We start from the raw sequence: 24,082 nt of genomic DNA, 5'->3' as shown, positions 1-24,082 counted from the left end.
GGTTTATGACGCGCTTACGTTTGATTTCTTCAATTGTTGGGGTAGACATAGAAATACTTCCTTGAAACGCTATAGATCAGCTTTTGAAATGGATAAAAAATTTGCGACTTTTTCAGCAGAATTTAATTTTGGAAAGAAAGTTTGCCATTCTTTTGACTGATAAATACTTCGTTTACCGTCATCTTTTTTAAACCATGCTCGTAAATAAAAACTGATTTTCTTTGTATCACTGATAAAGCATTTTGATAGAAGATCATTTGTTAAATCGAATAACACGATTGCTCTTTTTATGTCTGAAGAAGGTTTCTTTTTTAGAACAAAAACAAGAATAGAATGATCACTAGGAAGTTGAAGCTGGGCGATCGCACATCTTAATTTTGTAAGTGTAAATGAACCAGTTAAAGTTTTATATTGCTTTCGATATCGGTAGCAAATTATAGGTGATTGTAGTGAGAGTAGATTAAAAAGATAGGCCGATTTATCTATTGTTTCATTCGATGTTCTTAGACCTGAAAATGGATTTGCTTGGCTGAATAGTTCCTCGACCGTATCATCTGGTTTTAGTTCATTGACCTTTACTTTTGTAAGATCGATGTTGTCCAATAGTGTTGTATTAAAACGTTGAATCCCATCTTCCAAAATCACCTTCCGTATAAAATATGATCAGTTTTAGATACTTTAAAATTGTGGCCTTATTGCGTCCATTTTAGTCTTAAAAGTTGTGATGCGTCTCGAAAACATAGGTCATATTCAACGTTATTACTAGGTTTATCCGAGATTTCAGAACGTTGTAATATATATTACCTGTCTTGACATGGTGGGGGTCGGTGATTCGAGTTCACTCGGACGCACCATTTCAGTTGCATGTATCATGATCAAGAACAAAAATTTGGGTCTTTAGCTCAGTTGGTTAGAGCGTCTGGTCGACATCCAGAAGGTCGTTGGTTCGAATCCAATAAGACCCACCAAATTCAAACAAAGCCCGCCACGTGCGGGCTTTGTTGTATCTATGACATGCCAAATCAGTATTAGACGAAAAACCCACGCAACGTTATCGCGGAAAATTATTTAACAGCGAAGATGGATTTTATCCTCTAGGAAAAATAAACATTATTCCGAGCATGTTGTTCATTGATTATGTTCCGCAATCGCCCGATTGGATTTAAGTTTGGACTGTATGGCGGTTTTCATCACTGCCACACAGGCAGCTTAATTAAATTATCCCAGATTAAGGTGAAATTTGGGTATAGTGTTTTATTTTTGATGATAGGTGGAAAATGAGCACACACACTGCCGCGCGTTTTTACATTGGTACTTATACGGATGCACCAAGCAATAGTAACGGCGTTGAGCTGATTGAGCTTAACACCATCACTGGTGAACTTAGTGTTTTGCAAGAGGTGATGGCGACGCGTAACCCTTCCTACCTTCTTGAAACCACCAAAGGCTTTTACACTTTTAACGAGGTAGAAGCGAGCGACAACCCACAATTAATACACATTAACAAGGGTTCGGTTTCTCAAATGCCATTGTCGGGTAGCTATGCTTGTCATCTTGCTATTGATGCCAAGCAGCGCTATTGCGCCGTGGCGCATTATGGGTCGGGTAATGTGAACATTGTTCGTTTGGACGACACTGGTAAACCGGAGTTATGTATTGCTGATCTATGGATTAATGGTCAGGGGCCAAATGCAGAGCGCCAAACCTCACCTCACGCTCATCAGGTGGTTTTCCTTAAACAGTCCTCGCAACTGGTTGTGGTCGATTTAGGGAGTGATGCAATTCATTTTTTCGCCATCAACAGTGATAATCAGACATTTTCATTGGCGCAAACTGTAGAGATGCCTGCGGGGAGTGGGCCGCGCCATGTGGTGTTTAATCACGCAGAAACCCGAGCTTTTGTGGTCTGTGAATTGTCGGAGACTTTGGTCACCTTAGTATTTCCCGGGACGCAATGGCAAATAGAGGCAGAGTGCGATCTCTTGCCGAATGAGGCGAAAAGTGGAGCGGCTGCGGCGATTAAGTTGTCGCCCGATGAACGTTTTCTCTATGCTTCCTGCCGAGAGCAAAATAAAATCGTTCTTTTTGAACTATGCCAGCCACAACCGCAATGGATTGCCGCATTTGACGTCGGTGGCCAATTCCCGCGTGACTTCACTTTGTCTGCGGATGGAGATTGGTTGTTGGTTGCTAGCCAACATTCACACACAATCGCCAGTTATCGCCGAGATGAAACCACAGGCAGGTTGGTTGCCAGCGGCTTTAGCTGCAAAGTCGGCGCGCCAGTCTGTGTGATCGAACAGCACTGTTGCGAGTTATCTTTACCATAAAGAGAGAAATTAATGACTATTCATCGTATTAATCCAAGTAAACGTTGGTCTGACATTACCGTATTCAACGGCATTGCCCACTTTGTGGAAGTGGCTGATAGCGATACAAAAGCCGATATAAAAGGGCAGGTTGAGCAGATCTTAGCCCAAGCCGAGCAGCAGTTGACGGCGATCGACAGCGACAGAAGTCGCGTGTTATCGGTGACGATTTATGTCACGGATTTTGCTCATTTAGCCGCTTTGAATGAAGTGTGGGATAGCTGGTTTCCAGAAGGATGCGCACCAAGCCGAGCCTGCGTTCAAGCGCAATTGGCAAGCCCTGACTATCTGGTTGAGATGGCTTTTGTTGCCGCGGCTGGCCCAAAATTTCAGTAAATACGTTTCTTACGATGTGATAAAAAATGGCGCTAAAAACAGCGCCATTTTTTATCTTAAAGCTTGATGATCTTAACGCTTCTTAGCAGGTTATCTGCTTGCATATGAGTGAGTTACGATTCATCGAAGTGCTCTGCTTGCTCAAGCCACAATCCATTGATTATGCCAAATGCGCAGGCGAGTAATACGCCAAGAACCCAACAGAAATACCACATCAGTCATCTCCTTTAGTACAGCGATACGCTGTGGTTGCGAATATAATCATCACTCAATCGACCGAACATTTTGTAGTAACCCCAAGCCGTGTAACTGAGGATGACTGGCACCACTAAGATGGCGACAAGCGTGATGATATTGAGTGTTTTTTGGCTGGATGTGGCATCCCAAATCGTCAAACTGTGTGATGGCATTAAGCTTGATGGCATGATCATCGGAAATAGCGCCACGCCTGCCGTAAAAATAATGCATGCAATAGCAAGGCTAGAGAATAAGAATGCCCCGCCAGATGCTCGTTTCAGGCTTGCCCATATGCACGCCAATAAGCTCGCGATGCCCACGCAAGGGATCAACCACAGCATGGCGTGTGCTTGATAGTTATGCAGTAAATGACGAGCGATGCTAACCACCTCTTTATGCAAGGGGTTTGAAGCGGCATCCGTGACAATTGGGCTCACGATAATATAACCCGCCATGTTGGCTGCCAAGAATCCGCCGATGAGAAATAAAGCCACCGCAATGCTGGCACTGACGACCGACGCGCTATGGGCTCGCTCGCATAACACATCACAAGTTTTGAGCTGTAAAAACGTTGCGCCTTGAGTGACGACGATGGCAAGGCTGAGCAGGCCACACAGTAGTGGAAATGGTGTGAATAGATCCCAAAAATGGCCTTGGTAATCGAGCATCAATAAGTTATTGAGCTGAAAAGGGACTCCTACCAATAAATTACCAAAACCAATGCCAAAGATGAGGGGCGGCACAACGCCACTGATGAACAGTGCGTTATCGCACGCCTTGCGCCATGAGGGGTTATCGATTTTTGAGCGATAATCCATACCAATTGGGCGCAGCCATAACGCAGCAAGTAGCAACATCATCGCTAAATAGAAACTAGAAAATGCGGTGGCGTAAACCAGTGGCCAGATAGCGAAAATCGCACCGCCAGCAGTAATCAACCACACTTGGTTGCCATCCCAATGAGGCGCGATACTGTTGATCATCACTCTTCGTTCAACATCACTGCGTCCCAAAATGGGCAGTAGCGCTGCAACGCCCATATCAAAGCCATCGGTGATGATAAAACCAATCAATAGCACACCGACAATCGCCCAAGTCAGCAGGCGTAAGGTTTCGTAATCAAACATTGTGTTCTCCCTTAATGGTGTACGTGAGATAGAGATCCGTGCCCATCTTGAGTTTCAAAATGGTAACGTCCGGTATATAGGGCGCTTGGACCGCGTCGAGCAAACTTCACCATCAGGTACATTTCCACCACCAAAAATGCGCTATAGAGTAAGTAAACTAGGCCCAGTGAAATCCATAAATCGCTAGGTGATAGGTTAGATACGGCCATATTAACCGGAAGCACTTCACCGATAGCCCAAGGTTGGCGGCCAAACTCAGCAACAAACCATCCCGCTTCACTGGCAATCCAGGGAAGTGGAATAGCGAATAATGCCGCTTTAAGTAACCAAGCCTGAGTGCCGATTTTTCGCCGACAAAGTTGGATGAAACAGAGCCCAATCACAGCGAACATCGCCATACCGCAGGCCACCATGATGCGGAAGCTCCAAAACAGAGGTGCAACTTGCGGAATGGTATCTTGCGCGGCTTGTTTGATTTGGCTTTCAGTCGCATCAGTTACTTTATCGGTGTATTTCTTGAGCAGAAAACCGTATCCCAAATCCTCTTTTAGCGTTTCAAACTGAGCGACGTTTTGCGGTGAATCGTCACCATTGCGTAAGGCTTCCAATAACCCGTAAGCGAGCATGCCATTGCGAATGCGCTCTTCACTGCGCGCCATCAAATCTTTTAAGCCGATGACGGGCTCATCCAATGAACGCGTGGCGATAATACCCATCAAATAAGGGACTTTAATCGCCGCGTCTGTGTGCATGGTTTCTTGGTTAGGTAGCCCAAACAGAGTAAAAGAGGCAGGGGCTTGTTCGGTATCCCACTCGGCTTCAATGGCGGCCAGTTTCACCTGTTGCACTTCACCTAAGGTATAACCTGACTCATCACCTAGCAATAAAGTGGCGGTAATGGATGCCATGCCAAAAGCGCAAGCCACAGCAAATGAGCGACGCGCAAAGGGAAGGTCGCGCTTTTTCAATAGGTAGTAAGCGCTGATACCCATGATAAACAGTGCGCCTGTGGTGTAACCCGCCGCAACGGTGTGCACAAACTTCACTTGGGTTACTGGGTTAAAAATGACCTCAGTAAAGTTGGTCATTTCCATACGCATGGTTTGATAGTTAAACTCGGCACCGACGGGGTTTTGCATCCAGCCGTTGGCCATCAAAATCCACAATCCAGAAAAGTTAGAGCCTAAAGCGGTTAACCAAGTCACGCTTAAATGCTGACGCTTAGAAAGGCGATCCCAGCCGAAGAAAAATAGCCCAACTAAGGTAGATTCAAGGAAAAAGGCAATCAAAGCTTCAATCGCCAGTGGGGCACCAAAAATGTCACCCACATAATGAGAGTAGTACGCCCAGTTGGTGCCAAATTGAAACTCCATAGTGAGGCCGGTGGCAACGCCAACGGCGAAGTTGATGCCAAACAGCTTGCCCCAAAAGCGAGTCATGTCTTTGTAGACGGTTTTTCCGGTCATCACATACAGCGATTCCATGATCGCCAGTAAAAACGATAAGCCAATGGTCAGCGGAACAAAAATAAAATGGTAAAGCGCCGTACTGGCGAACTGGAACCGTGACAGTTCCACCACATCTGTAAGCATAAAGTCTCCCTCCCGCCAGCAAAATGGCAGGTAAGATAGTCAGAGATGAATGTGTGATTGATAACACCTGCCACTTGAAGCTGCGGGCGGCAACTTCAAGTTAGTAGGCATCATTAGGTGTTAAGCAGTTTGAGGCGTGCGAGTGAATGGTTTTTTTAGCCAGTAGTCGAGGCTGACGTAGCGGCCACCACCGTAAATGAAAAGAACCATCAGCATCACAAAGTAAGTAGCCGCAAATTCCATCCCGTTATTGAGCATTACAGGATCGCCAAGTTCTGTGATGTAGTTGTAGCGGCCCGGAAAATTGACCGCCAACCATTCAATAAAACCGTTTAAGCGCACCGTCGCTTCCATACTGCTGGTGGCAATCGCGTCCCAGCCATGTTTCCAGTGCACCATTGCGCTCGCCACACTCATCATGAGAATCATAGGGATAGCCATAATGCGAGTAAAAAGACCAAGTGCGATGCATATACAGCCGAGAACTTCTGTCGCGGCGGCTAAAAATGCCAGCAGTTCTGGAAAAGGTAGATTTAAACCACCATCGGCGGTTGAGGCGCTAAACCAAGCAACGGTTCCAGCGAAACCAACCACTTTGGAATGAGCGCCGACAAAAATCACCGGCACGAGGAAAAGTCGAATCGCAAGTAGTACTATAAAATCGAATTTTTTAAATTTTTCGATCACGCCATCGTACCAATTGAGGGCTGAGTGAATCATAGAGTTTCTCCTAATAAATACAGGCTGATGAGTCCTTGTTGCTGAAACGTTTGAACCCACGCCAAAAAATGGAAGTTGGATAGGTGTTGAGCTATCTGTTGTTCTAGTTGCGTTAGTGACTGCGCTGGGGCGTTTTGAATCATCTGAATTAGGGCGATATCCACTTCTCTGAGTTTTTGTGATACCACCTGATGCGATGCATGACGAAATACCCCATAACAGACCGTTTTCTGTTCTTGAATCAAAAAAGTGACCGATTCTGGATGGACAAGAAAAGGCACTTCGACCAGTTTTAACGTTGGGTTAAGCTGTATGCAGAACGCCTCCGGTTGAGCTTCAACATCATCCCACCACACGTTGAGATTCGGCACATGAGCGCTATCCATTTCAGCGTTGAAAACGATCCATTCATATTCAAGCAGTGCGATTTGCTCAGCACTGAGGTTAACACTGGCGTTATGGTTATTTTGCTGTTGGATAAACTGAACAAATTCAGTCGCAATCTGATGGAACTCAGGCTCCATAGCGCCATGTATTACCAGCCATTCGTCCGTCAAAATGTAGAGTGTTTCCTCGTTAAGTTGAGCGTAAAACAGAGGAAAAGTGTGCTTAATGACAGAGTAGATATTCTCTCGAATGAACTCTCGATAACGGCAGTGCGGTTCGCCTTGCGCGACAGGAGAGCGGATCACGCAGGTCAGTGCGTGCATTGACATACTCATGTTCATTGGTGGTTTAAGCATGGCTACGCTCCACATCGATAACTAATGATGGCGCTGGTTGCATAATATCGTGATGGATAGTGCGCAACTCTTCAGTCAAAACCACCAGAGGAGGCACATAATGATCACGTTCAAGCAGCAAAGGACGGCTACCTTGTTGAGCGTAAGCATAACGAGCCAAGTCAATCACCTCTTGCTGTACTGGTTTGCCATGGGTATCGAGCAAGAAATCTTCACGCTCTTTTAAGTGACCTGCGATGTGGTAATAGCAGATCGCTTCGCTCGGTAAAGTGGCCAGCATGTCAAACGGGCAGTAATTGTGGTTACGGCTATTCACATACACATTATTGATATCAATCAGCAGTTGGCAGCCGCTGCGCTCGACTATCTCAGCAATAAATTCGCCTTCGGGGATCTCCTTACCGTAGCTGTGGTAGTAGGAGATGTTTTCCAGTACCAAAGGGCGTTGCACAATATCTTGAACGCAGTGAATGCGATCGACCAAGTAAGCAATGCTCTCTTTATAGCGCGGGATAGGCAGCAGTTCATACAAGTACCCTTGGGCATCACGCGAAAAGCTCAAATGCTCACTGTAAATCTCGATGTTAAATTCATCTAAAAATGCCGCTACCTTTTTCACAAACGCTTTGTTCAGTGGCTGACCATCGCCAATCGACAAACTCAGCCCATGTGCAACCAGAGGATAGTGCTTTGCTATCTGCTGTAACTGCTCGCGTTTAAGGCCGCCCATGTTCATCCAGTTCTCCGGAGCAAGCTCAAGGAAATCAATGTCGGGATGGTCAGGCAACTGGCATAGCAAATCGACGTGTTCGCTACGCAAGCCGATGCCTTTTGAGGTGCGATCTATTGCCCGCATACACCACCAGTGATTTTGCTGTTGGTTAGAGTAATGGTTTCAGCGGAAGGTGTGATTCCCTCTGCGGTTAAGCCGCATTTACCATCTCTGGCGCGTACTAAACGTCCTTGCGGATCGCTTTTTAAATCCTGCTTTTCAAAACGTTTTTCAGTACCACATTTACCAGCCGCGCATTTGCCACCATTTTGCGAGGTGGGTTGCGCACTCACTGGTGCTTCCGTTGACGTTTCGGCAAAGCTCATACCTGAATGCAGAGCAATGGCGGAAGTCATCGCAATAGATAAAGCAATTTTACAATTCATGGGTTATCTCCTTCACGGAACTCATTGGGAAGCTTGAGAGATCACGGGCGGCAATAACTTCGCCGTGATAAAACTGTTTGATGATCTTGGTGGACTCTGATTTATGTTTAAGGCCGACTCCCATCCAGTGGTTGAGCACGAGCAGTTTAGGATTGATTTTGGCTGCAATTTCGCCAATCACTGAAGGTTTAGCGTGCATAAATGCGGAAACTTCATCGGCTGACTCATGAACAGCCATCGGCATGACTAAAATGTCAGCGCCTTGAGCAAAATCGAGAAATGCTGGGTTACTGCCGTTTTGATCGGCAGAAATGACAATAACGCCCTGATCACTTTCAATACGATAAGCCAAACATGGCACGTCCCCATGAGGAATACCGAGTGCGTAAATGGTTAAACCGTCTTGTTGATACACTTTAGTTGGTGTCGTGGTTTGGTAAGAAACATCAGTGATGGTGACTGGGAACAAACCATCGCTGCCATCATACAAACCGTTCAAATAAGCATAAGCGCCATCTTTGCTATTAAAGAGTGCGTCCATATAGCCCGATAGGCTAGGGAAGGCTGAGCCCGCTTGCGGCCCAGCAATATCCAGCGGATCTTGACGGTTAAAGAAGTAGCCACCTTTAAATAGCGCGGGCAGGTCGGCGACGTGGTCGGTGTGGAAATGGGTAATGCCTAGAAAATCCAAATCTTCCAGTTTAGAGCCGGATTGGCCAAAGCGCAGATACGCACCGCCGCCAGCATCAATCATGATTTTAGATTTGCCTTTCCACCAAATCACTTCCGCTGAAGAAGAGCGCAGATCATCGGAAATTGGCCCTCCCGATCCTAAAACTTGTAAAGTGAACTCTTTGTCGAGCGGCTCTAACGAGTTTGCGTAAGCACCGATGGCACCGCACGACAAACTGATTGCGAGCACCAGTGCCTTAAGTGGTTGTTTCATGCTGACTACCTTTTGATTGTCTTTTTTATGATATGTGGATACCTAGGGCGAAAAGAGACTTGCGATAAAAGTGCAAGCTTTTTGATTCTCGTCAAGGTGTAGGTGAAAGATATGATTTAGGAGGATGTTTGGTCAATCTTGATTTTTTTACCTTGTGGTTAAGGTAAATTGAACAATGTGGTGTGATGCAATAATAAGCCTGTTAGATTCTAGGTTTGCACCGCATAGATAGAACCAATTAATACACATAAAAAAATAACAAATGTTCTATTTAGAACAACATCACTCCAGTGTTCAGTGATATTTAACCCACGTTTACTTTTAAGTGATGTTATTTTGGGGTGGTTTTCAATAGGGTAAAGCTATTATTTTTTACAACTACCTATGATGTCAGTAATGTTTATGATGAAGATGAAGCCAAGCTATTACGTGATTCCTATGCTTATTGCATTTAATGTCCATGCGGCTGACAGTCAGTGTGATGTGATTTCCAGCCAGTTACACGATGTGAGCAATGGCTCTGAAGCGGTTGAACATTCTGGCGGGTACAGCGTTCGTGACAATCCGCCTATTCGCTGCGCCGAGGTCGTGTTTAAGACCAAACAGAGTTACGACAAAGTGGTTGCTTGGATGAATGATGATTTCACGGCGATTTATGTCGATGGTTCAGAAGCAACGTCTAATATGGTTCGATTTCGAGAGGATGATGTAAAAGCTGGCTACGTGAAAATGAAGGTAAATCAACCAATTACCGCTTATGTCTGTTTTGGTCAATCGAGCGTTCCGATCAGTCAAATAGAGTGCGATATAAAATAGATTGCTTAGCAATGTTAAGTGCCATCTCCTTAAATGGGGGAGCAAATGATAGTCAGGCCTTATCCTGACAAAGCCATACATTTCGATACCCAATCCTTTTCTCATTCAACGTACAATCGCCGCACTTAATTATTGAAAAGGGTTGTTGTAACGATGTCAGCAAAATTTGTACTCTCACCCATTATGGGTTTGATGGTTTGATGGTTTGTTTGGGTATGCATACACCAACAGTATTGGCTGAGTCAGTCGCTTGGGATCAAGCTGGTCAGCAATGGCAGACTCAACAATCGCAACATTTTATCGTGCACTTTCGCAGTGAATTGGCCCAGTACGCGGCGCGTTCGTTAGATATTGCCGAGAAAGTGCATCAAGACCTTGCCAGTCAATTCTCAAAGATGCCAGCTGAAAAAACGCACCTAACGTTGGTGGATGACTACGACTATTCCAACGGTTGGGCAACGCCGCTGCCTTATGCTCAAATTCGCTTGATCTTAAATCCCCCCAGCGATGTCAATGGATTGGAAGGCAATGATGAATGGTTGCACATGCTCATCCGCCATGAGTACACTCACATTGTCCATATGGAATTAAATGAGCGTGCGGTCACCGGAGCTCGACGTATTTTTGGCCGTCACACACTGCTTTTCCCGCATGCAATGACACCCTCGATGCTGTTAGAAGGGTTAGCGGTTTACATGGAAAGCCAAAATGAACAAGGTTATGGACGTTTGCACAATAGCCATTTTGCGATGCAAATGCGCATGGAAGTGGCGAGCGGACAACTAGCTGATCTCAACCAAATCGTGGTAGCGAATAAACGTTTACCGCTTGGCAGTAATTACCTCTACGGCGCGTATTTTATTGATTATTTAGCCAAAACGTATGGCGAAGACGCACTCCAACATTTTTTAAGCGATTACAGTGGCTACCTAATTCCGGGCGTTTTCTTAAACCGAAGCGCTCAACGTGCTTTTGGTAAAGATTTTTTTGCGCTTTGGCAAGAGTTCCGTGCCGATCTAATCACGCAGTTTTCAGATCAAATTGTGCAAAGTAAGGAACAGCCTTCGGAGGCTCAATCTCTCGATAGCCAGCCGTTTGAATATCTATTAGCCAATGGTGGATCAGAGCAATTACTGGCTTGGCGTCGTGATGGGGTTGATCGAGCAAATTTAGCGATGTGGGATAGTAAGCAAAATCAATGGCAGCGTTTATTGACTACAAAAAGCTTAACTAGCCTCGATGTTCATCCCCAGCAAGGTATCGTCGTGTCACAAGTGAATAGTTATCTTGACGGACGAGTGTTGAATGATCTTTATCGCTACGTTGATGGGCAGTGGCAACGTTTAACCGAGCAACAGCGCTTTACCCAAGTACGTTGGAGCCGAGATGGGCAAAGTGTTTTCGCTACCCGTCATGAACAAGGGTTGCCTGAATTATGGCAGGTGACGCTGGATGGACAGCAAACTCGCTTATGGCAAGGCACATATGGTTGGGTCATTGGTGATATGGCGCTGTCTCCGACAGGTGACATTTATGCTTCCGTGAAGCAGCCGTCTAGCGCGTGGAATATCATGCGTTTTGTCGCCAAAGAGCAGCGCTGGTTGGCTGTGACTGAAACATCATTAACTGAGCATCAATTGAGTTTTACCCAAGAGGGAGAGCTGCTGTTCAGCGCCGATTACACGGGGCGTTATCAGATCTACCGAATGGACTTAACCAGTCTGCAGCTAGAGCAATTGACCAATGAAATTGGTGGTGCTTTTTCTCCGCAATGGAATCAATCGCAAGGGCTTATCTACCAAGCTTATGAGCATGATGGTTACCATTTGCGCCACATTCCGGCGGTGACGGCTTTCAATGAGGCTCCACTGTCTTCCTTTGCCAAGGTGACATCCGTTGCTTCGACGCCGATATCTCAGGCCGAAAAAAGTGACACTACCGACTACTCACCGTTGTCGACTTTAACGCCACGTTATTGGGTTCCCGTTTGGCAAGGGGATGATAACCAATCGTTACTTGGTTTCTCGACCAGTGGTTCAGATGTGTTAGGGCGACATCAATATGAGATACAAGCGGCTTGGGATACAAAAAACGCGTTGGCGGCGTACCAATTGGGGTATCAATATGACAACCGTTGGCAAGCGACGCTCAGCCGAGAGCATGAGTTTAAGTTAAACCCGTTGACCAATAAAGACGATCGCATTGTCCGCCAAGATGACTTAACGTTACAACGTAATTATTTATGGCATGGCCTCGATGATAACTTAACGTTTGGTATCGGAACTTATTGGCAGAAAGAGTCATTGATCAAAGCGCCTCAAAGTACGCGCTATACACAAGCCAGTGATGAGTGGCTAGCAGGGGCTGCGCTACAATGGGATAACCGTGAAGGCTTATTGAATGTTCCCGGTTACGCGTGGGGTCATTACGCTGATTTGGTATGGGAGTCCAATGTTGGCGGTGATTACTCTGGACAAAAATGGCAGGCGCAGTGGCAAGCACATTGGGACCTCCCGGGGAGCTTCAACCTTACCACTCATCTTGCGGCAGGTTATGCGGACTCAAAAGCCAAACGGTTTGAGCTGGGCAGTTACGAAGGTGACAGCGCACAGCTTTATGGCCGCCAACAGGTAGAGTTGCGTGGCTACAGCTCTGCGGCTCAAGTAGGGCAAGCTTACGCGACACAAAGTGTTGAACTAAGCCGCTTATTGTATCGCGCTGAACGAAACTGGAATTTGTGGCCAATTGGTTTGGGGGATATTTCAGGTTCTGTATTTGTCGACTCAGGATCAAGCTGGAACGATAACCAAAACTACCAAGCCCTGACGGGGATTGGTGCTGAAATGCAGATCGATACCATCGTACTTTATGGCGGCACGTTACCAGTACGGATTGGTTACGCTCATGGATTAGACAGTAAATTAGGCAAAGATGAAGTGTATATCAAGCTAACTGCTCAGTTTTAACCGTTTGTTGAGGAGTAAAGGGTTGCATCAAATGCGACCCTTTTTGCGTTGTAAGCCGAAGCAAGGCTTACTGCTTACTCAAACCTAACGCTTGTTATGGGGCACGGTTATTTTTTGTCATAATTCTTCCGTAATTTGATACATCTTTTTCCTCGGTCTTACAGCTGATGATTGGTACAACTCATTGGCTGCGCTGTTCTGGATTTTCATTCCCCTCAATCGACGAGGAGCCTTAGTGACTTTAAGTAAGAAAATCCTCAGGCGGTGAACTTAATTAGGTCGATCAACGTAATTAACAATTAAGTAAATTGTTGTTATTTGATTGCCTAGTCTTTTTTGATTGAGGAAAGAGTGATGTTAGAGACCCTCATGTTGTCGCGGATCCAGTTTGCCGCCAATATCAGTTTTCATATTTTATTTCCAACCATTACGATTGCGCTTGCATGGGTGATGGTGTTTTTTAAGTGGCGTTTTGTACGAACGCAAGCTCAGTTGTGGTTGGACTTATATTATTTCTGGGTCAAGATCTTTGCCCTGACTTTTGCGCTCGGTGTTGTTTCTGGTATCACGATGAGTTTTCAATTTGGGACTAACTGGCCAGGATTTATGGAGAGAGTCGGTAACGTCGCTGGGCCATTGTTAGGCTACGAAGTGATGACGGCTTTCTTTATGGAGGCGACCTTCCTTGGCGTGATGCTTTTTGGGCGTGGAAGAGTACCTGAATGGGTGCATACCTTAGCAACCGTGCTGGTGGCGATAGGCACATCACTCTCTGCTTTTTGGATTTTAGTTTTAAATAGTTGGATGCATACACCTGCTGGTTATGAAGTGATTGAAGGCATTGTTCATGTCACCAGTTGGAAGGAGGTTATTTTTAATCCTTCTATGCCGTATCGGCTTGTACATATGTTGCTGGCTTCTTTACTCACCGCAAGTTTTGTCATTGCAGGGATCTCTGCTTACCAATTTTTGCGTAATGCGCAACTGGAAGCAGCGAAAGTGGGCCTTAGAGTCGGCATTATTCTCGCGGCCATTGCTATACCAATACAAATTTTTGTTGGCGATTTACACGGTTTAAATACGTTAAAACACCAACCCGCTAAAATTGCCGCGATGGAAGGGGTGTGGGATACGGAGCAAGGAGCACCGTTACTCTTGTTAGCTTGGCCTGATGAAGTCACGCGTAGCAATCACTTTGAACTCGGTATTCCTAAATTAGTCAGCTTGATACTCACACATGACCTCGACGGTGAAATTGTGGGTTTAAATCAATTTGCACCGGATCATCCCCCGGTTAAGCCACTGTTCTTCGGCTTTCGAATTATGGTCGGAATTGGCGTGCTGATGCTGCTAGTGAGTTGGTTTGGTGCATGGCGTTTAATTCGTAAAAAAACCTTACCCAAGTTCTATCTTTATACCGTTGTCGCGATGACGTTTTCAGGATGGGTAGCCACATTAGCAGGGTGGTATGTTACTGAAATTGGCCGTCAACCATGGCTTGTTAGTGGCGTATTGCGTACTTCTGATGCGGTCACTGCGATTGGAAGTGGTTCTGTTGTGCTGTCATTAGTGATGTATTTAACCATTTATGCCGTATTGCTAGTTGCTTATATCCATACACTGTTTTATTTAGCAAGGCAGTTCTCCACAGGCATAACGATTCAACCGATTGACGAGCAAAAGGCACCATTATGATCTCTTATCTACCGGAAATTTATCTTTTACTGCTTGGTTTTAGTGTTTTCATGTATGCGGTACTTGATGGTTATGATTTGGGTGTCGGTATTTTATTACCCCAAAATAATGAGCAACAGCGCGATAGAATGATCGCCTCAATTGGTCCTTTCTGGGATGCCAATGAAACATGGCTAGTGCTAGGCGTTGGTATTTTATTGATTGCGTTTCCAAGTGCACATAGCTTGATTTTGACAGAGCTGTATTTGCCCACCGCACTGATGCTGATCGCATTGATTATGCGTGGTGTAGCGTTTGATTTCCGTGCAAAAGCGAAAGCGGATCATAAAGACCACTGGGACTTGTGTTTTAAAACCGGTTCTTTACTTGCCGCATTAACCCAAGGTTACATGATTGGACGGTATGTGATGAGCTTTGAGGAGTCGATGCAGGCTTATGGCTTTGCACTACTCAGTTCGCTGTGCGTGACGGCCGCTTATGTTTATATCGGTGGTGCTTGGCTGGTGTTAAAGACCGAAGGCGCGTTACAAATTCGAGCGGCGCGCTGGTCACGCCGCGCGGGTTGGTTGGCCGCGCTGGGTATTTTCTCAGTCAGTATTGTTAACCCGCTATTTAATCCACTGGTCGCGGAACGTTGGTTTAGCTTCCCTGAAATGCTGTTATTAGCTCCTGTTCCGCTGGTGGTGTTAGTCACGATTTTTATGGTTGACCGCTATTTAAAAAGAGTGCCTGTAGTGAATGATATGGGCGTTCAATGGCCATTTTTTGGCGTGATGCTAATTTTTGCATTAAGCTTTCTTGGATTAGCCTATAGCTTTTTCCCTGATGTCGTCCCCGGGATAATGACGGCTCAAGAATCAGCCGCCTCTACAGCTAGCTTATTGGTAGTGGGCATTGGTGTCGTGATTGTGATGCCGATGATCTTGCTGTACACCTTTGTGGTTTACCGAATCTTTAAAGGTAAAGCGACAGATTTAAGCTATAAATAGCAAGAGAATGGATACTATAACGGCCTCAAAAGAGGCCGTTATTTTTAAACCCACGATATGAGGTTAGACTTGGAAGCGACGTACCGTATTTTGTAGCATTGCTGCTAACTGGCTAAGTTCGACGCACGCTTGAGCGGCACTGGAAGAACCTTGTGCAACTTGCTTGGCTGATTCACTAATGCGTTCGATATTGCGGCTGAGCTCTTCGCTAACCGAATCTTGCTCTCCGCACGCACTGGCGATTTGAATGGTCATATCTGCGATATGCGCGCTTTGATTACTAATGTGGTCAATCGCGATTTGAGTTTGGCCACTTTGCTCCACACATTGTCCCATAAGTACACTGCTTTGTGACGTCGCTTCACGAGCACGCAATGCACATGTTTGTAGGCTTTGGATAATATTGACGATGTCGCCCGTCGATTGCTGAGTTTTGCCAGCTAAAGCACGGACTTCATCAGCCACAACCGCAAAACCACGCCCTTGTTCACCAGCACGCGCCGCTTCAATTGCTGCGTTAAGTGCAAGCAAATTGGTTTGGTCGGCGATGTTGCTTATCACGTCAACGACAACGTTAATTTGCTGTGCTTGTTGCTCAAGTTCTAATACGCGTTGTTCTGCTTGATCAATTTCTTGAGTCACAAGAGAGATAGCATTAGCGACGGAATCCATCTGTTTTGATCCAAGGATGGATTGTTGGTTACTTTCACGAGCGGCGTCAGAAGCGACTTCTGTGCTTCGTGCCACTTCTGCAACCGTTGATTTCATTTGCGTCATGGCCGTAGCAATGTGCATGACCTCGACCTGTTGCTCTTGCATGCCCTGTGATGTCTGTTCAGAGACGGCGCTAACTTCATCGACAGCATGAGATAGTTGAGTCGCTCCGGCGATGATCTCTTCCACCATTGAGCGTAAATTCTCTTGCATACTTGAACACGCATCGGCCAATTCACCTAGCTCATCTTGCCCAATATGCTGACGTGCTAATCGATGGCTTAAATTACCTCCAGCAATGGCGTTCGCTTGCTGTACAACCAACTGTAGTGGCTGGCAGATTAAGCGAGAAAGTAATAGTGTAATGAACACCATAAACGCTATCAGCGCAACGATGCTGCCTGTGGAAAATGAGGTGATAGCTTGAATAAGCGTCATCAGTTCAGAGCGATTTTTGGCAACAAAGGTTTGGTTTAAATTGAGAAGATCGTCAATCGCACTCTCTAGGCGTTCAAATGTAACCAAAGAGGCTGAAATATCCCCTTGAGCTTTTACGATATTTTGATTGAGGATATCGTCATTAAAAGAGCCAAGCGCAGTCAAGTAGTCACGCCAGAGGTTTTTAACTGGCATAAAAATCGAACGCTCGTGATCGGTCCAAACCGCACGCTCATAGGTGGCTAGTGCACTATCAATTGCTTGATAGTGTTCCTGCATCCAACGAATATCCTCCGTAATTTCGGCTTGATCGGTTGCGGAAAGCAAACTGATTTGAGCACGTCGCACAGAAGCCATATTGTATTTGACGTTATTGACCATCATCATTGATGGAAGTGTGTCATCCGTTAGATTGAGTAGGTCATCTTGTATTTCGTTCAATGAACGATATAGGTAATAACCGAAGGCGATGTTGACTAACGCGATAATAGTAAAGGCAAGCGCAATTTTTTTGCGAATGGCTAAATCTTTTAAAAAAGACATGGTAATAAGTGACCTCGGAGTAAAACAACGGAGTTATACCTGTCCCACTTGCAGCATTGCTGTATTGATCACGTTCATTGACGCCAATTACACCATTTTATTGATGTTTTTTCGGCCTCACTTACTGGTCATCGACAGCATCCTAAGTGGCTTGGGTATCGGGTCACGTCCATATGAAAATAGAGAGATATCCATAAAGTTGTGCATCGTATCACAATTGAAACTTGACTCCTATGGTGTTTTTGAGATTTTTGTGAGTGAGATATTGGGTGTGAAGAGCTTAGAATAACGCTCAAGATGGTTATTTTAAGCTCTGTTAAGGTCACAATTCTTTACATCTCAACCACCTAGTTTATAGTGATTTCCATTTTGAATTGGGTGCTAATCGGGTAACGAAAGGGATGGTTGTACTGTTCACTTGGTACTTTTAGCGTTAAGGTAAACGGAAAAAGGTATTTGAATCATGAAATTAAAAACACGTTTACAGCTACTGTCTGCGATCGAACATAAAACTGAAATTCCGATGCTGCTATTATCGGTAGTCTATGTGATCGTCGCTTTACTACCAGATATTGCACCTTTACAGCCCGAAGAGCTTGATTTTCTGGAGCATCTGCTTTGGATTATTTGGGCATTGTTTGCAACAGAATTACTTATTAAAGTGTTGCTGAGCCCCAATCCTATCCGTTATATGATTAAGAATTGGCCTGACGTGTTGATTGTGGCCATGCCATTCCTACGTCCGCTCCGTTTTTTACGCATTTTACTGATCTTGCCAAGAGCATGGCGTCAAACAAAGGCGGTACTGAGACAAAAAACGCTCAGCTTTATTGGGCTAACCAGCTTATCGACAGTGCTTCTTTCTGCAGCTTTTGTCTATTTGGTCGAAAAAGGCACGGATAGCCCAATCAATGATTTTTCTGATGCGATTTGGTGGGCAATGACCACGATTACTACTGTTGGTTACGGCGATATGTATCCAATCACTCCATTTGGGCGTGGTGTTGCCGTGTTTCTGATGTTGACGGGTATTACACTTTTCGGTTTATTGACCGCGAGTGTCGCCTCATTTTTCATTGAAGAAGATGGGCAATCAGCAGAGCATAATAGTGCACATCACACGAAACAGCTTAATAAAGTGTTAAAACAACTTTCTGTTCAACAACCTGTTCGCAAGCGTTTTCATTTAGCTCGCTACCGTGCTCAGTTGGCCTCTCGTCATAAGAAATAACCACTGAAGTTCTAGTTATCATCGTATTGGAATGCCAGAGATTGATCTAGGTGGTTTTAAGCAGAGTGATAAACTCACTGAGCGGCATAGGTTTATAAAAGAAGTAGCCTTGTAAATAGTCAATTTCTCTTTCGTTCAAAAAATCAATTTGATCTTGGGTTTCCACACCTTCGGCGATGGTTTTTAACCCAAGTCGCTTAGCCAAATCGACTAAGTTTTCAACAATGTGGCTAGAGATCGCATCACTACCGATCATGGTAATAAAGCTTCTGTCGATTTTTAAAATGTCAAACTTGAACTCTTGCAAATAGTTCAAACTAGAGTGACCCGTACCAAAATCATCAATTGCCAGCAACACACCTATTTTATCCAATGACTGGAAGAGCTTTTTTGCTTCATCACTATCAATAACCAACTCTCTCTCAGTGAGCTCTAACGTTAAAATATGCTTACGATTGTCGAAGGTTTCAATAAAGTGTTTGCAATCATCAAACAAATTGGAAGCTACGCAGTGCTTGGCTGAAATATTAAATCCAATACTGAAATGCTCTGGAAATTGTGACTGGTGTAATGAAAGTTCATGCTCTACTTGGGACATTAACTGAGTCGTAATAGGAATGATTAGCCCAGATTCTTCCGCTAAGGGAATAAAAAGATCGGGCCTCACTAATCCATGAACAGGATGTTGCCAACGAGCAAGCACTTCAATATGGCTGAGCTGGCCACTACCATCAACAATCGGTTGTACATACGGAATGAACTCGTTGGATTGAATAGCGCGTTTCACTTCTCCTTGCATTGACGAAGCTTGGCCGAGTTTCCAAAAAACAAATCCTCCTAAACCGATTCCCATTAAGAGAGCTAACATCGCACTGGTTTGTTTGGTGTTTTTAAAATAAAGCCAGTAGTCATCAATAGTTAATAGGGTCGATAGTGAATAAGGGTAGCGTTCTGAAGTATTAATGATTGTGGGAAATAACGGTTCGGAAGTTACAACGCCAGTCTCGTCGAGGTGATTTTTGCCAACGTGAAAATAAAGTTTGCCATAGCCATCTAGTAAAATAAGCATGTTAGTTAGGTAATAGGAACTAACACCAGTGATCACCATACCCTGTTCGTAAGTTCTGTGAAAAGCCAACACAGGCCGGAGAGGTGTGAGTCGATTACCAGCCATTAAATAGAGCTCACCACTGACATAGCTGTCGATTTGGTAGTGATCGTTTACTTGACCGGTTAACGAATTACAATAAATAGTATTTTGTTTTGCTAAATTGATGGTCCGGATATCGGGAGTTGTCGCCACTAGCTCGCGCAAATAACGAGTAGCATCTAGGCAATCCATATTAAGGTAGGGCGCCGCACGCTCGTTGGCAACATGAGCATTTCTTAGCAGTAGATTAATGTAATCTATACCTTTTACCAGAACGTTTTGCATGTGATGATTCAAATCAGCTCGTGTCTGCCAAGCGATAATTGGGCTAGCTACAACGATGGGCAGTAAGCAAAATAGTAAGCTAACTACCCACCGTCTACATCGTTCATATTTTACAAATGTCTGCATCTGGTCCGAGTGCTATTTGTTTAATCATGCAGTAAGCGTAGCAAATATCCTCTGAAAATCATCCGTTTATTTCGCAGTTTGCTTGAACTTCAACACGACTTACGCCCTTGTAAGTACAAGCCATCATTTTAGCCAATCCATCGATCAAGCATGTGCTTATCTGGTAGCGCTGTCATTGCCCCTTTTTGAGTGGTGGCTAATGCTCCGCAGCCATTAGCCCATTGCACTGCGTTTATGATATTACCCTTAGTAAACCACTCTTTATGTAATGACAACTGGCACAGCAATCCACCGACAAAAGCATCTCCGGCACCTGTTGTATCGATAGGTTTTACGGCTTTTCCCGTAATCATTGTTTGCATCTCTGCGGTGATCACCAGCGCTCCTTTTGCACCTTGAGTAATGACAATCAGCGGAATGTTCAATTCTTTCACTGAGATTAATCCCTGCTCAAGGCTAGGGCGCTGCGTGAGCAAGAGCAGTTCGTCATCGGAAAACTTAACCACATCCGCCATTGCCACTACGCTCATCACCACTGGGAGCATCTCTTCGGGGTTAGGCCAGACCTCTTCTCGTAGATTGGGATCAAAACTGACAAATCCCCCATTGGCTTTGATGCGTTTAATCGCTTCAATGGTAGTGCTGCGACTCGGTTCACTGGCCAGTGCAATGGAGCAACAATGCAGCCATTCACCCGCTAAAAAGGTCGGAATGTCTAAACATTGGACGAATTGATCCGCGCTCGGTTTCACCATAAAGGTAAAACTGCGTTCGCCGTGCGAGTCTAAATCGACCACGACGGTTGATGTTCTTTGTTGATCATCCAACTGCAAATATCGGGTGTCCACTTTCTCTTCGGTTAATGTGGATTGCATAAAGCGCCCCATAGGGTCATTACCCACACGGCCAAAAAAGGCGCTATTACCCCCCAATCTTGCGATGGCAACAGCCACATTCGCCGGAGCACCGCCCGGACATTTTAGATAGTGTGCTTCACCATCAGGAATTAAGTCGACGACCGCGTCGCCTGTCACCCAAACTCGATTCATTTTTTCTTCCAATATCCGTGTTATTCGCTGAAGAAATAAGCCCACTCACATCGAGCGGGCTTAGGAGCATAACAGCCTTGGGGGGTTACGCTGTTGCTTGTTTATCAAGCTTTGCGCGCTCTTTGGCACCCAAAACAAGTGTTAAGGTAAAGGCAATGACAAAAGAAATCAGCATACCAATCATGTAGTAGCTGATTTTCTCTGGGTTAATGGAAATCACTCCTGGAAGCCCAGCCGCGCCTAACGCTTGTGCTTTGACATTAAACAAGGTAATGAATGCACTGGCACAAGCTGAACCGATGATCGCAGCAATAAATGGGTAGCGAAGTTTCAGGTTTACACCGAACATAGCGGGTTCGGTAATGCCCAGAAGGGCGGTCACACCTGATGGAATCGCAATGCCTTTTAATTTGATATCTTTGGTGTTCATACCAACCGCTAAAGCTGCTGCACCTTGTGCGACGTTTGACATGGCCGCAATAGGAAAAATAAACGTACCACCAGTAATGGCGATGTCAGCCAATAGTTGTGTTTCGATAGCAATAAAGCTGTGGTGCATGCCAGTAATCACAAACGGCGCGTAGATAAAGCCAAACAGTGCACCACCAATGAAGCCAGCAGAATCGTATAGCCAGTTCAGCCCATCACCCAATAGAAAGCCGATATCGCGGGTAATCGGGCCTACCAGAGTGAAGGTTAAAAAGCCTGCAATGAAAATCGAGAGCATAGGCGTCAGTAAATTATCCAGTACAGAAGGGATAATTTTGCGCAGGCCATTTTCGATTTTTGCAAGAATAAAGGCGGAGACTAAAACGGGTAAGACAGAGCCTTGATAGCCGACTTTCTGGATCTCAAAACCAAAAATATTCCAAGTAGGTATGGTGCCTGCGACAGACGCGCCGCCAAATCCCCAACCATTAAGCAGGTCTGGGTGAACCATCAACATACCTAATGCTGCGCCAAGGAATGGGTTGCCGCCGAATTTTTTAGAAGCAGAAAATGCCAACAAAACAGGAAGATAAACAAAAGGGGCGTTAGCGAAGGTGTTGATCATGCTGGCAAGATCAGCCAAGCCCGGGTTGGCATCAATCAGTGACTGCCCTTCGATAAAAAGCCCTGTGGCTGTCAGTACATTGAACAACCCCATCAATAAACCGCCAGCAACGATGGCCGGGATAATAGGGACAAAAATGTCAGACAACCCTTTAACGGCGCGCTGCACTAGGTTCTGCTTTTGTGCACCCGCGCTTGCAACATCATTGGTTGACATTTCAGCAAGGCCGGTCAACTTGGCCATTTCCGCATAAACTTGGTTAACGATACCGGAGCCAAAAATAATTTGATATTGGCCAGCTACTTTGAATTGTCCTTTGACACCTTCAAGTGAATCAATGGCTTGTTCATCAACCAATGCGTCATCTTTTAGCGCTAATCTTAAACGTGTTGCACAGTGAGCAAGGGCTTGGATATTTTCTCTGCCACCTAATTGCTCTAATAATTGTTTTGCTATGACTGGATAGTTCATAACCCACCCCGGTTGTTGTTTGGTATCCAGATGACTTGATCTCTTTAAGATAAGCATGGTGGATAAAATTAAAATAAGTATTTTTGGGAACGTTTGCAGAATGGATTTTTGATGAATAATTCAAAGTAGTCAAAAGCCAACCATTGATTCTGTGAATTAGATCAGTAAAAGAGAGATCGATAATTCTACAAACAGCGTTAGAATCACACTATTCGAGCGTTTGCAGCACTGAGTTTTGCAAACAATCCCAAAACAGAATGAGTAAGGTTATGTATGTCGAGTTTGCACGATGTCGCTAAGCTGGCCGGAGTTTCTAAATCGACGGTTTCACGCGTTGTAAATGATGAGTATGGTGTTAAAGAGTCTACAAAAATCAAAGTGTTAAAGGCAATTTCCGAATGCGGCTATATGGTCAACCAAGTCGCTAAAGATCTCAAATCACAAAAAACCAATTTAATTGGAGTCATCGTTCCGCGAGTCTCTTCGCATGCGACAGCACAAGGCGTTGATGGTTTAAGTGCCATATTTGAACAAGCGGGCAAACACGTGTTGCTTGCCAATACTCATCAAGATCACGCTAAAGAGTTGGAATATATTCAAATATTTAATCAAAAGAGGGTCGAAGGCATTGTACTTTACGCCACACACCTTGATATGCCATTAGTGAAAGCAATCCAACAATCTAATGTCCCGGTGGTATTGGTTGGGCAAGATGGTTCACTGCACGATATCCCAAGTATTGTTCATGATGATCTTCGCGTTGGATTCGAAGCGGGTAAACGGTTGATAGCAAAAGGTTGTCAACACATTGGTTTTATTGGTGTTCAGAGCGATGACGTAGCGGTGGATTGCTTGCGTTCTCAAGGGTTAGAGCAAGCACTGGGTATCAACAATTTAACCCTGTTGTTTCATGTGCGTGGTGATTTTTCGATTGAATCTGGTTACTTACAAGCTAAAACATTAATCACGCAATACCCACAATTAGATGGTCTTTTTTGCGCAACCGATAGAATTGCGGTTGGAGCGGTGAAAGCACTACAAGAGTCTGGAGTTCAGGTTGGATCGCAAATAAAAGTATTAGGAGTTGGCAATGATGAGCTCGCATTTGTCAGTAACCCAAGCTTATCAACATTCAACTATGCCTTTGATAAAGCAGGTGAAAATGCAGCCAAGATGTTGCTTGAACGTATTGCTGGTCGTGGGCAGGAGATGAGTAAAGTCGTGTTAACATTCCAAAATATCGAACGTGAAACCGGCTAAGACTGAAGGTACTTGCTGAGGGGAAGCCCGCATAATTGAGGGCAATATTTCACCAATGCTTGCAAGC

General features: G+C 45.0%; 21 protein-coding genes and 1 tRNA gene. 9 read left to right on the top strand and 13 right to left on the bottom strand.

The window, feature by feature from the left end; translation table 11 throughout:
• Positions 1-69: 69 nt before the first annotated feature.
• Positions 70-645, bottom strand: coding sequence for a hypothetical protein (locus PL85_RS04320; RefSeq protein ID WP_232472834.1), 576 nt, complete (start codon positions 643-645; stop codon positions 70-72).
• 246 nt (positions 646-891) lie between these two features.
• Here PL85_RS04320 and PL85_RS04315 point away from each other — a divergent pair.
• From PL85_RS04315 to PL85_RS04305, 3 genes are all read left to right on the top strand, one after another.
• A tRNA-Val gene (locus PL85_RS04315) sits at positions 892-968 on the top strand.
• 309 nt (positions 969-1,277) lie between these two features.
• Positions 1,278-2,330: a lactonase family protein gene (locus PL85_RS04310; RefSeq protein ID WP_115339854.1), complete on the top strand. Its 1,053-nt coding sequence runs from the start codon at positions 1,278-1,280 to the stop codon at positions 2,328-2,330.
• A 12-nt stretch (positions 2,331-2,342) separates the two neighbouring features.
• The gene (locus PL85_RS04305) at positions 2,343-2,705 is read left to right on the top strand and encodes a RidA family protein (RefSeq protein WP_064625364.1); all 363 of its coding nucleotides are present in this window, start codon (positions 2,343-2,345) and stop codon (positions 2,703-2,705) included.
• A 113-nt stretch (positions 2,706-2,818) separates the two neighbouring features.
• On the opposite strand, the gene cydX is transcribed toward PL85_RS04305, so the two are convergent.
• From cydX to PL85_RS04265, 8 genes are all read right to left on the bottom strand, one after another.
• Complete coding sequence (gene cydX / locus PL85_RS04300; protein WP_013856710.1) at positions 2,819-2,920, bottom strand: cytochrome bd-I oxidase subunit CydX; 102 nt, start codon at positions 2,918-2,920, stop codon at positions 2,819-2,821.
• Between the two features lie 12 nt (positions 2,921-2,932).
• Positions 2,933-4,069, bottom strand: coding sequence for a cytochrome d ubiquinol oxidase subunit II (cydB, locus tag PL85_RS04295; RefSeq protein ID WP_115339853.1), 1,137 nt, complete (start codon positions 4,067-4,069; stop codon positions 2,933-2,935).
• Positions 4,070-4,080: 11 nt separating this feature from the next.
• A complete protein-coding gene (locus PL85_RS04290; protein ID WP_115339852.1) occupies positions 4,081-5,661 on the bottom strand; it encodes a cytochrome ubiquinol oxidase subunit I in 1,581 nt (526 codons plus the stop codon).
• Between the two features lie 120 nt (positions 5,662-5,781).
• A complete protein-coding gene (locus PL85_RS04285; RefSeq protein ID WP_115339851.1) occupies positions 5,782-6,381 on the bottom strand; it encodes an HvfX family Cu-binding RiPP maturation protein in 600 nt (199 codons plus the stop codon).
• Positions 6,378-7,124: an HvfC family peptide modification chaperone gene (locus PL85_RS04280; RefSeq protein WP_115339850.1), complete on the bottom strand. Its 747-nt coding sequence runs from the start codon at positions 7,122-7,124 to the stop codon at positions 6,378-6,380. Before PL85_RS04280 ends, PL85_RS04285 begins: the two co-directional genes overlap by 4 nt.
• Complete coding sequence (locus PL85_RS04275) at positions 7,117-7,980, bottom strand: MbnB/TglH/ChrH family RiPP precursor modification enzyme (protein ID WP_115339849.1); 864 nt, start codon at positions 7,978-7,980, stop codon at positions 7,117-7,119. Before PL85_RS04275 ends, PL85_RS04280 begins: the two co-directional genes overlap by 8 nt.
• Positions 7,968-8,282 carry a hypothetical protein gene (locus PL85_RS04270; protein ID WP_010318146.1) on the bottom strand — a complete coding sequence of 105 codons (315 nt, stop codon included), beginning with the start codon at positions 8,280-8,282 and terminating at the stop codon, positions 7,968-7,970. The genes PL85_RS04275 and PL85_RS04270 overlap by 13 nt, the downstream gene beginning before the upstream one ends.
• Complete coding sequence (locus PL85_RS04265) at positions 8,272-9,228, bottom strand: MBL fold metallo-hydrolase (RefSeq protein ID WP_115339848.1); 957 nt, start codon at positions 9,226-9,228, stop codon at positions 8,272-8,274. The genes PL85_RS04270 and PL85_RS04265 overlap by 11 nt, the downstream gene beginning before the upstream one ends.
• A 396-nt stretch (positions 9,229-9,624) precedes the next feature.
• On the opposite strand from PL85_RS04265, the gene PL85_RS04260 reads away from it, so the two are divergent.
• From PL85_RS04260 to PL85_RS04245, 4 genes are all read left to right on the top strand, one after another.
• Positions 9,625-10,044 (top strand): hypothetical protein, encoded by a 420-nt coding sequence (locus tag PL85_RS04260; protein WP_017048641.1) that lies wholly within the window; start codon positions 9,625-9,627, stop codon positions 10,042-10,044.
• 215 nt (positions 10,045-10,259) lie between these two features.
• Entirely contained in the window at positions 10,260-13,010 is a 2,751-nt protein-coding gene (locus tag PL85_RS04255) for a BamA/TamA family outer membrane protein (RefSeq protein WP_234826568.1), read from the top strand.
• A gap of 354 nt (positions 13,011-13,364) precedes the next feature.
• A complete protein-coding gene (locus PL85_RS04250) occupies positions 13,365-14,705 on the top strand; it encodes a cytochrome ubiquinol oxidase subunit I (protein ID WP_088732532.1) in 1,341 nt (446 codons plus the stop codon).
• Positions 14,702-15,694, top strand: coding sequence for a cytochrome d ubiquinol oxidase subunit II (locus PL85_RS04245; protein ID WP_017042970.1), 993 nt, complete (start codon positions 14,702-14,704; stop codon positions 15,692-15,694). Before PL85_RS04250 ends, PL85_RS04245 begins: the two co-directional genes overlap by 4 nt.
• A 63-nt stretch (positions 15,695-15,757) precedes the next feature.
• Here PL85_RS04245 and PL85_RS04240 read toward each other — a convergent pair whose 3' ends face one another.
• The gene (locus PL85_RS04240) at positions 15,758-17,389 is read right to left on the bottom strand and encodes a methyl-accepting chemotaxis protein (protein WP_017044803.1); all 1,632 of its coding nucleotides are present in this window, start codon (positions 17,387-17,389) and stop codon (positions 15,758-15,760) included.
• A 463-nt stretch (positions 17,390-17,852) separates the two neighbouring features.
• Between PL85_RS04240 and PL85_RS04235 the strand changes: the two genes are divergently transcribed.
• Positions 17,853-18,620, top strand: coding sequence for a potassium channel family protein (locus PL85_RS04235; RefSeq protein ID WP_013856721.1), 768 nt, complete (start codon positions 17,853-17,855; stop codon positions 18,618-18,620).
• A 46-nt stretch (positions 18,621-18,666) separates the two neighbouring features.
• Here PL85_RS04235 and PL85_RS04230 read toward each other — a convergent pair whose 3' ends face one another.
• The 3 genes from PL85_RS04230 to PL85_RS04220 all read right to left on the bottom strand — a co-directional run bounded on the left by PL85_RS04230 (position 18,667) and on the right by PL85_RS04220 (position 22,755).
• Positions 18,667-20,055: an EAL domain-containing protein gene (locus PL85_RS04230; RefSeq protein WP_234826567.1), complete on the bottom strand. Its 1,389-nt coding sequence runs from the start codon at positions 20,053-20,055 to the stop codon at positions 18,667-18,669.
• A 254-nt stretch (positions 20,056-20,309) separates the two neighbouring features.
• Entirely contained in the window at positions 20,310-21,230 is a 921-nt protein-coding gene (locus PL85_RS04225; protein ID WP_115339846.1) for an aminoimidazole riboside kinase, read from the bottom strand.
• Between the two features lie 85 nt (positions 21,231-21,315).
• Complete coding sequence (locus PL85_RS04220; RefSeq protein WP_026028729.1) at positions 21,316-22,755, bottom strand: sucrose-specific PTS transporter subunit IIBC; 1,440 nt, start codon at positions 22,753-22,755, stop codon at positions 21,316-21,318.
• A gap of 273 nt (positions 22,756-23,028) precedes the next feature.
• On the opposite strand from PL85_RS04220, the gene PL85_RS04215 reads away from it, so the two are divergent.
• On the top strand, positions 23,029-24,015 hold the full coding sequence (locus tag PL85_RS04215) for a LacI family DNA-binding transcriptional regulator (RefSeq protein WP_010319758.1): 987 nt from the start codon (positions 23,029-23,031) through the stop codon (positions 24,013-24,015).
• Positions 24,016-24,082 lie beyond the last annotated feature (67 nt).

Origin of the sequence: Vibrio anguillarum (assembly GCF_001989995.2) — a bacterium.
GTDB lineage: Bacteria > Pseudomonadota > Gammaproteobacteria > Enterobacterales > Vibrionaceae > Vibrio > Vibrio anguillarum.
This window is presented reverse-complemented; position numbering and strand designations above follow the sequence as displayed.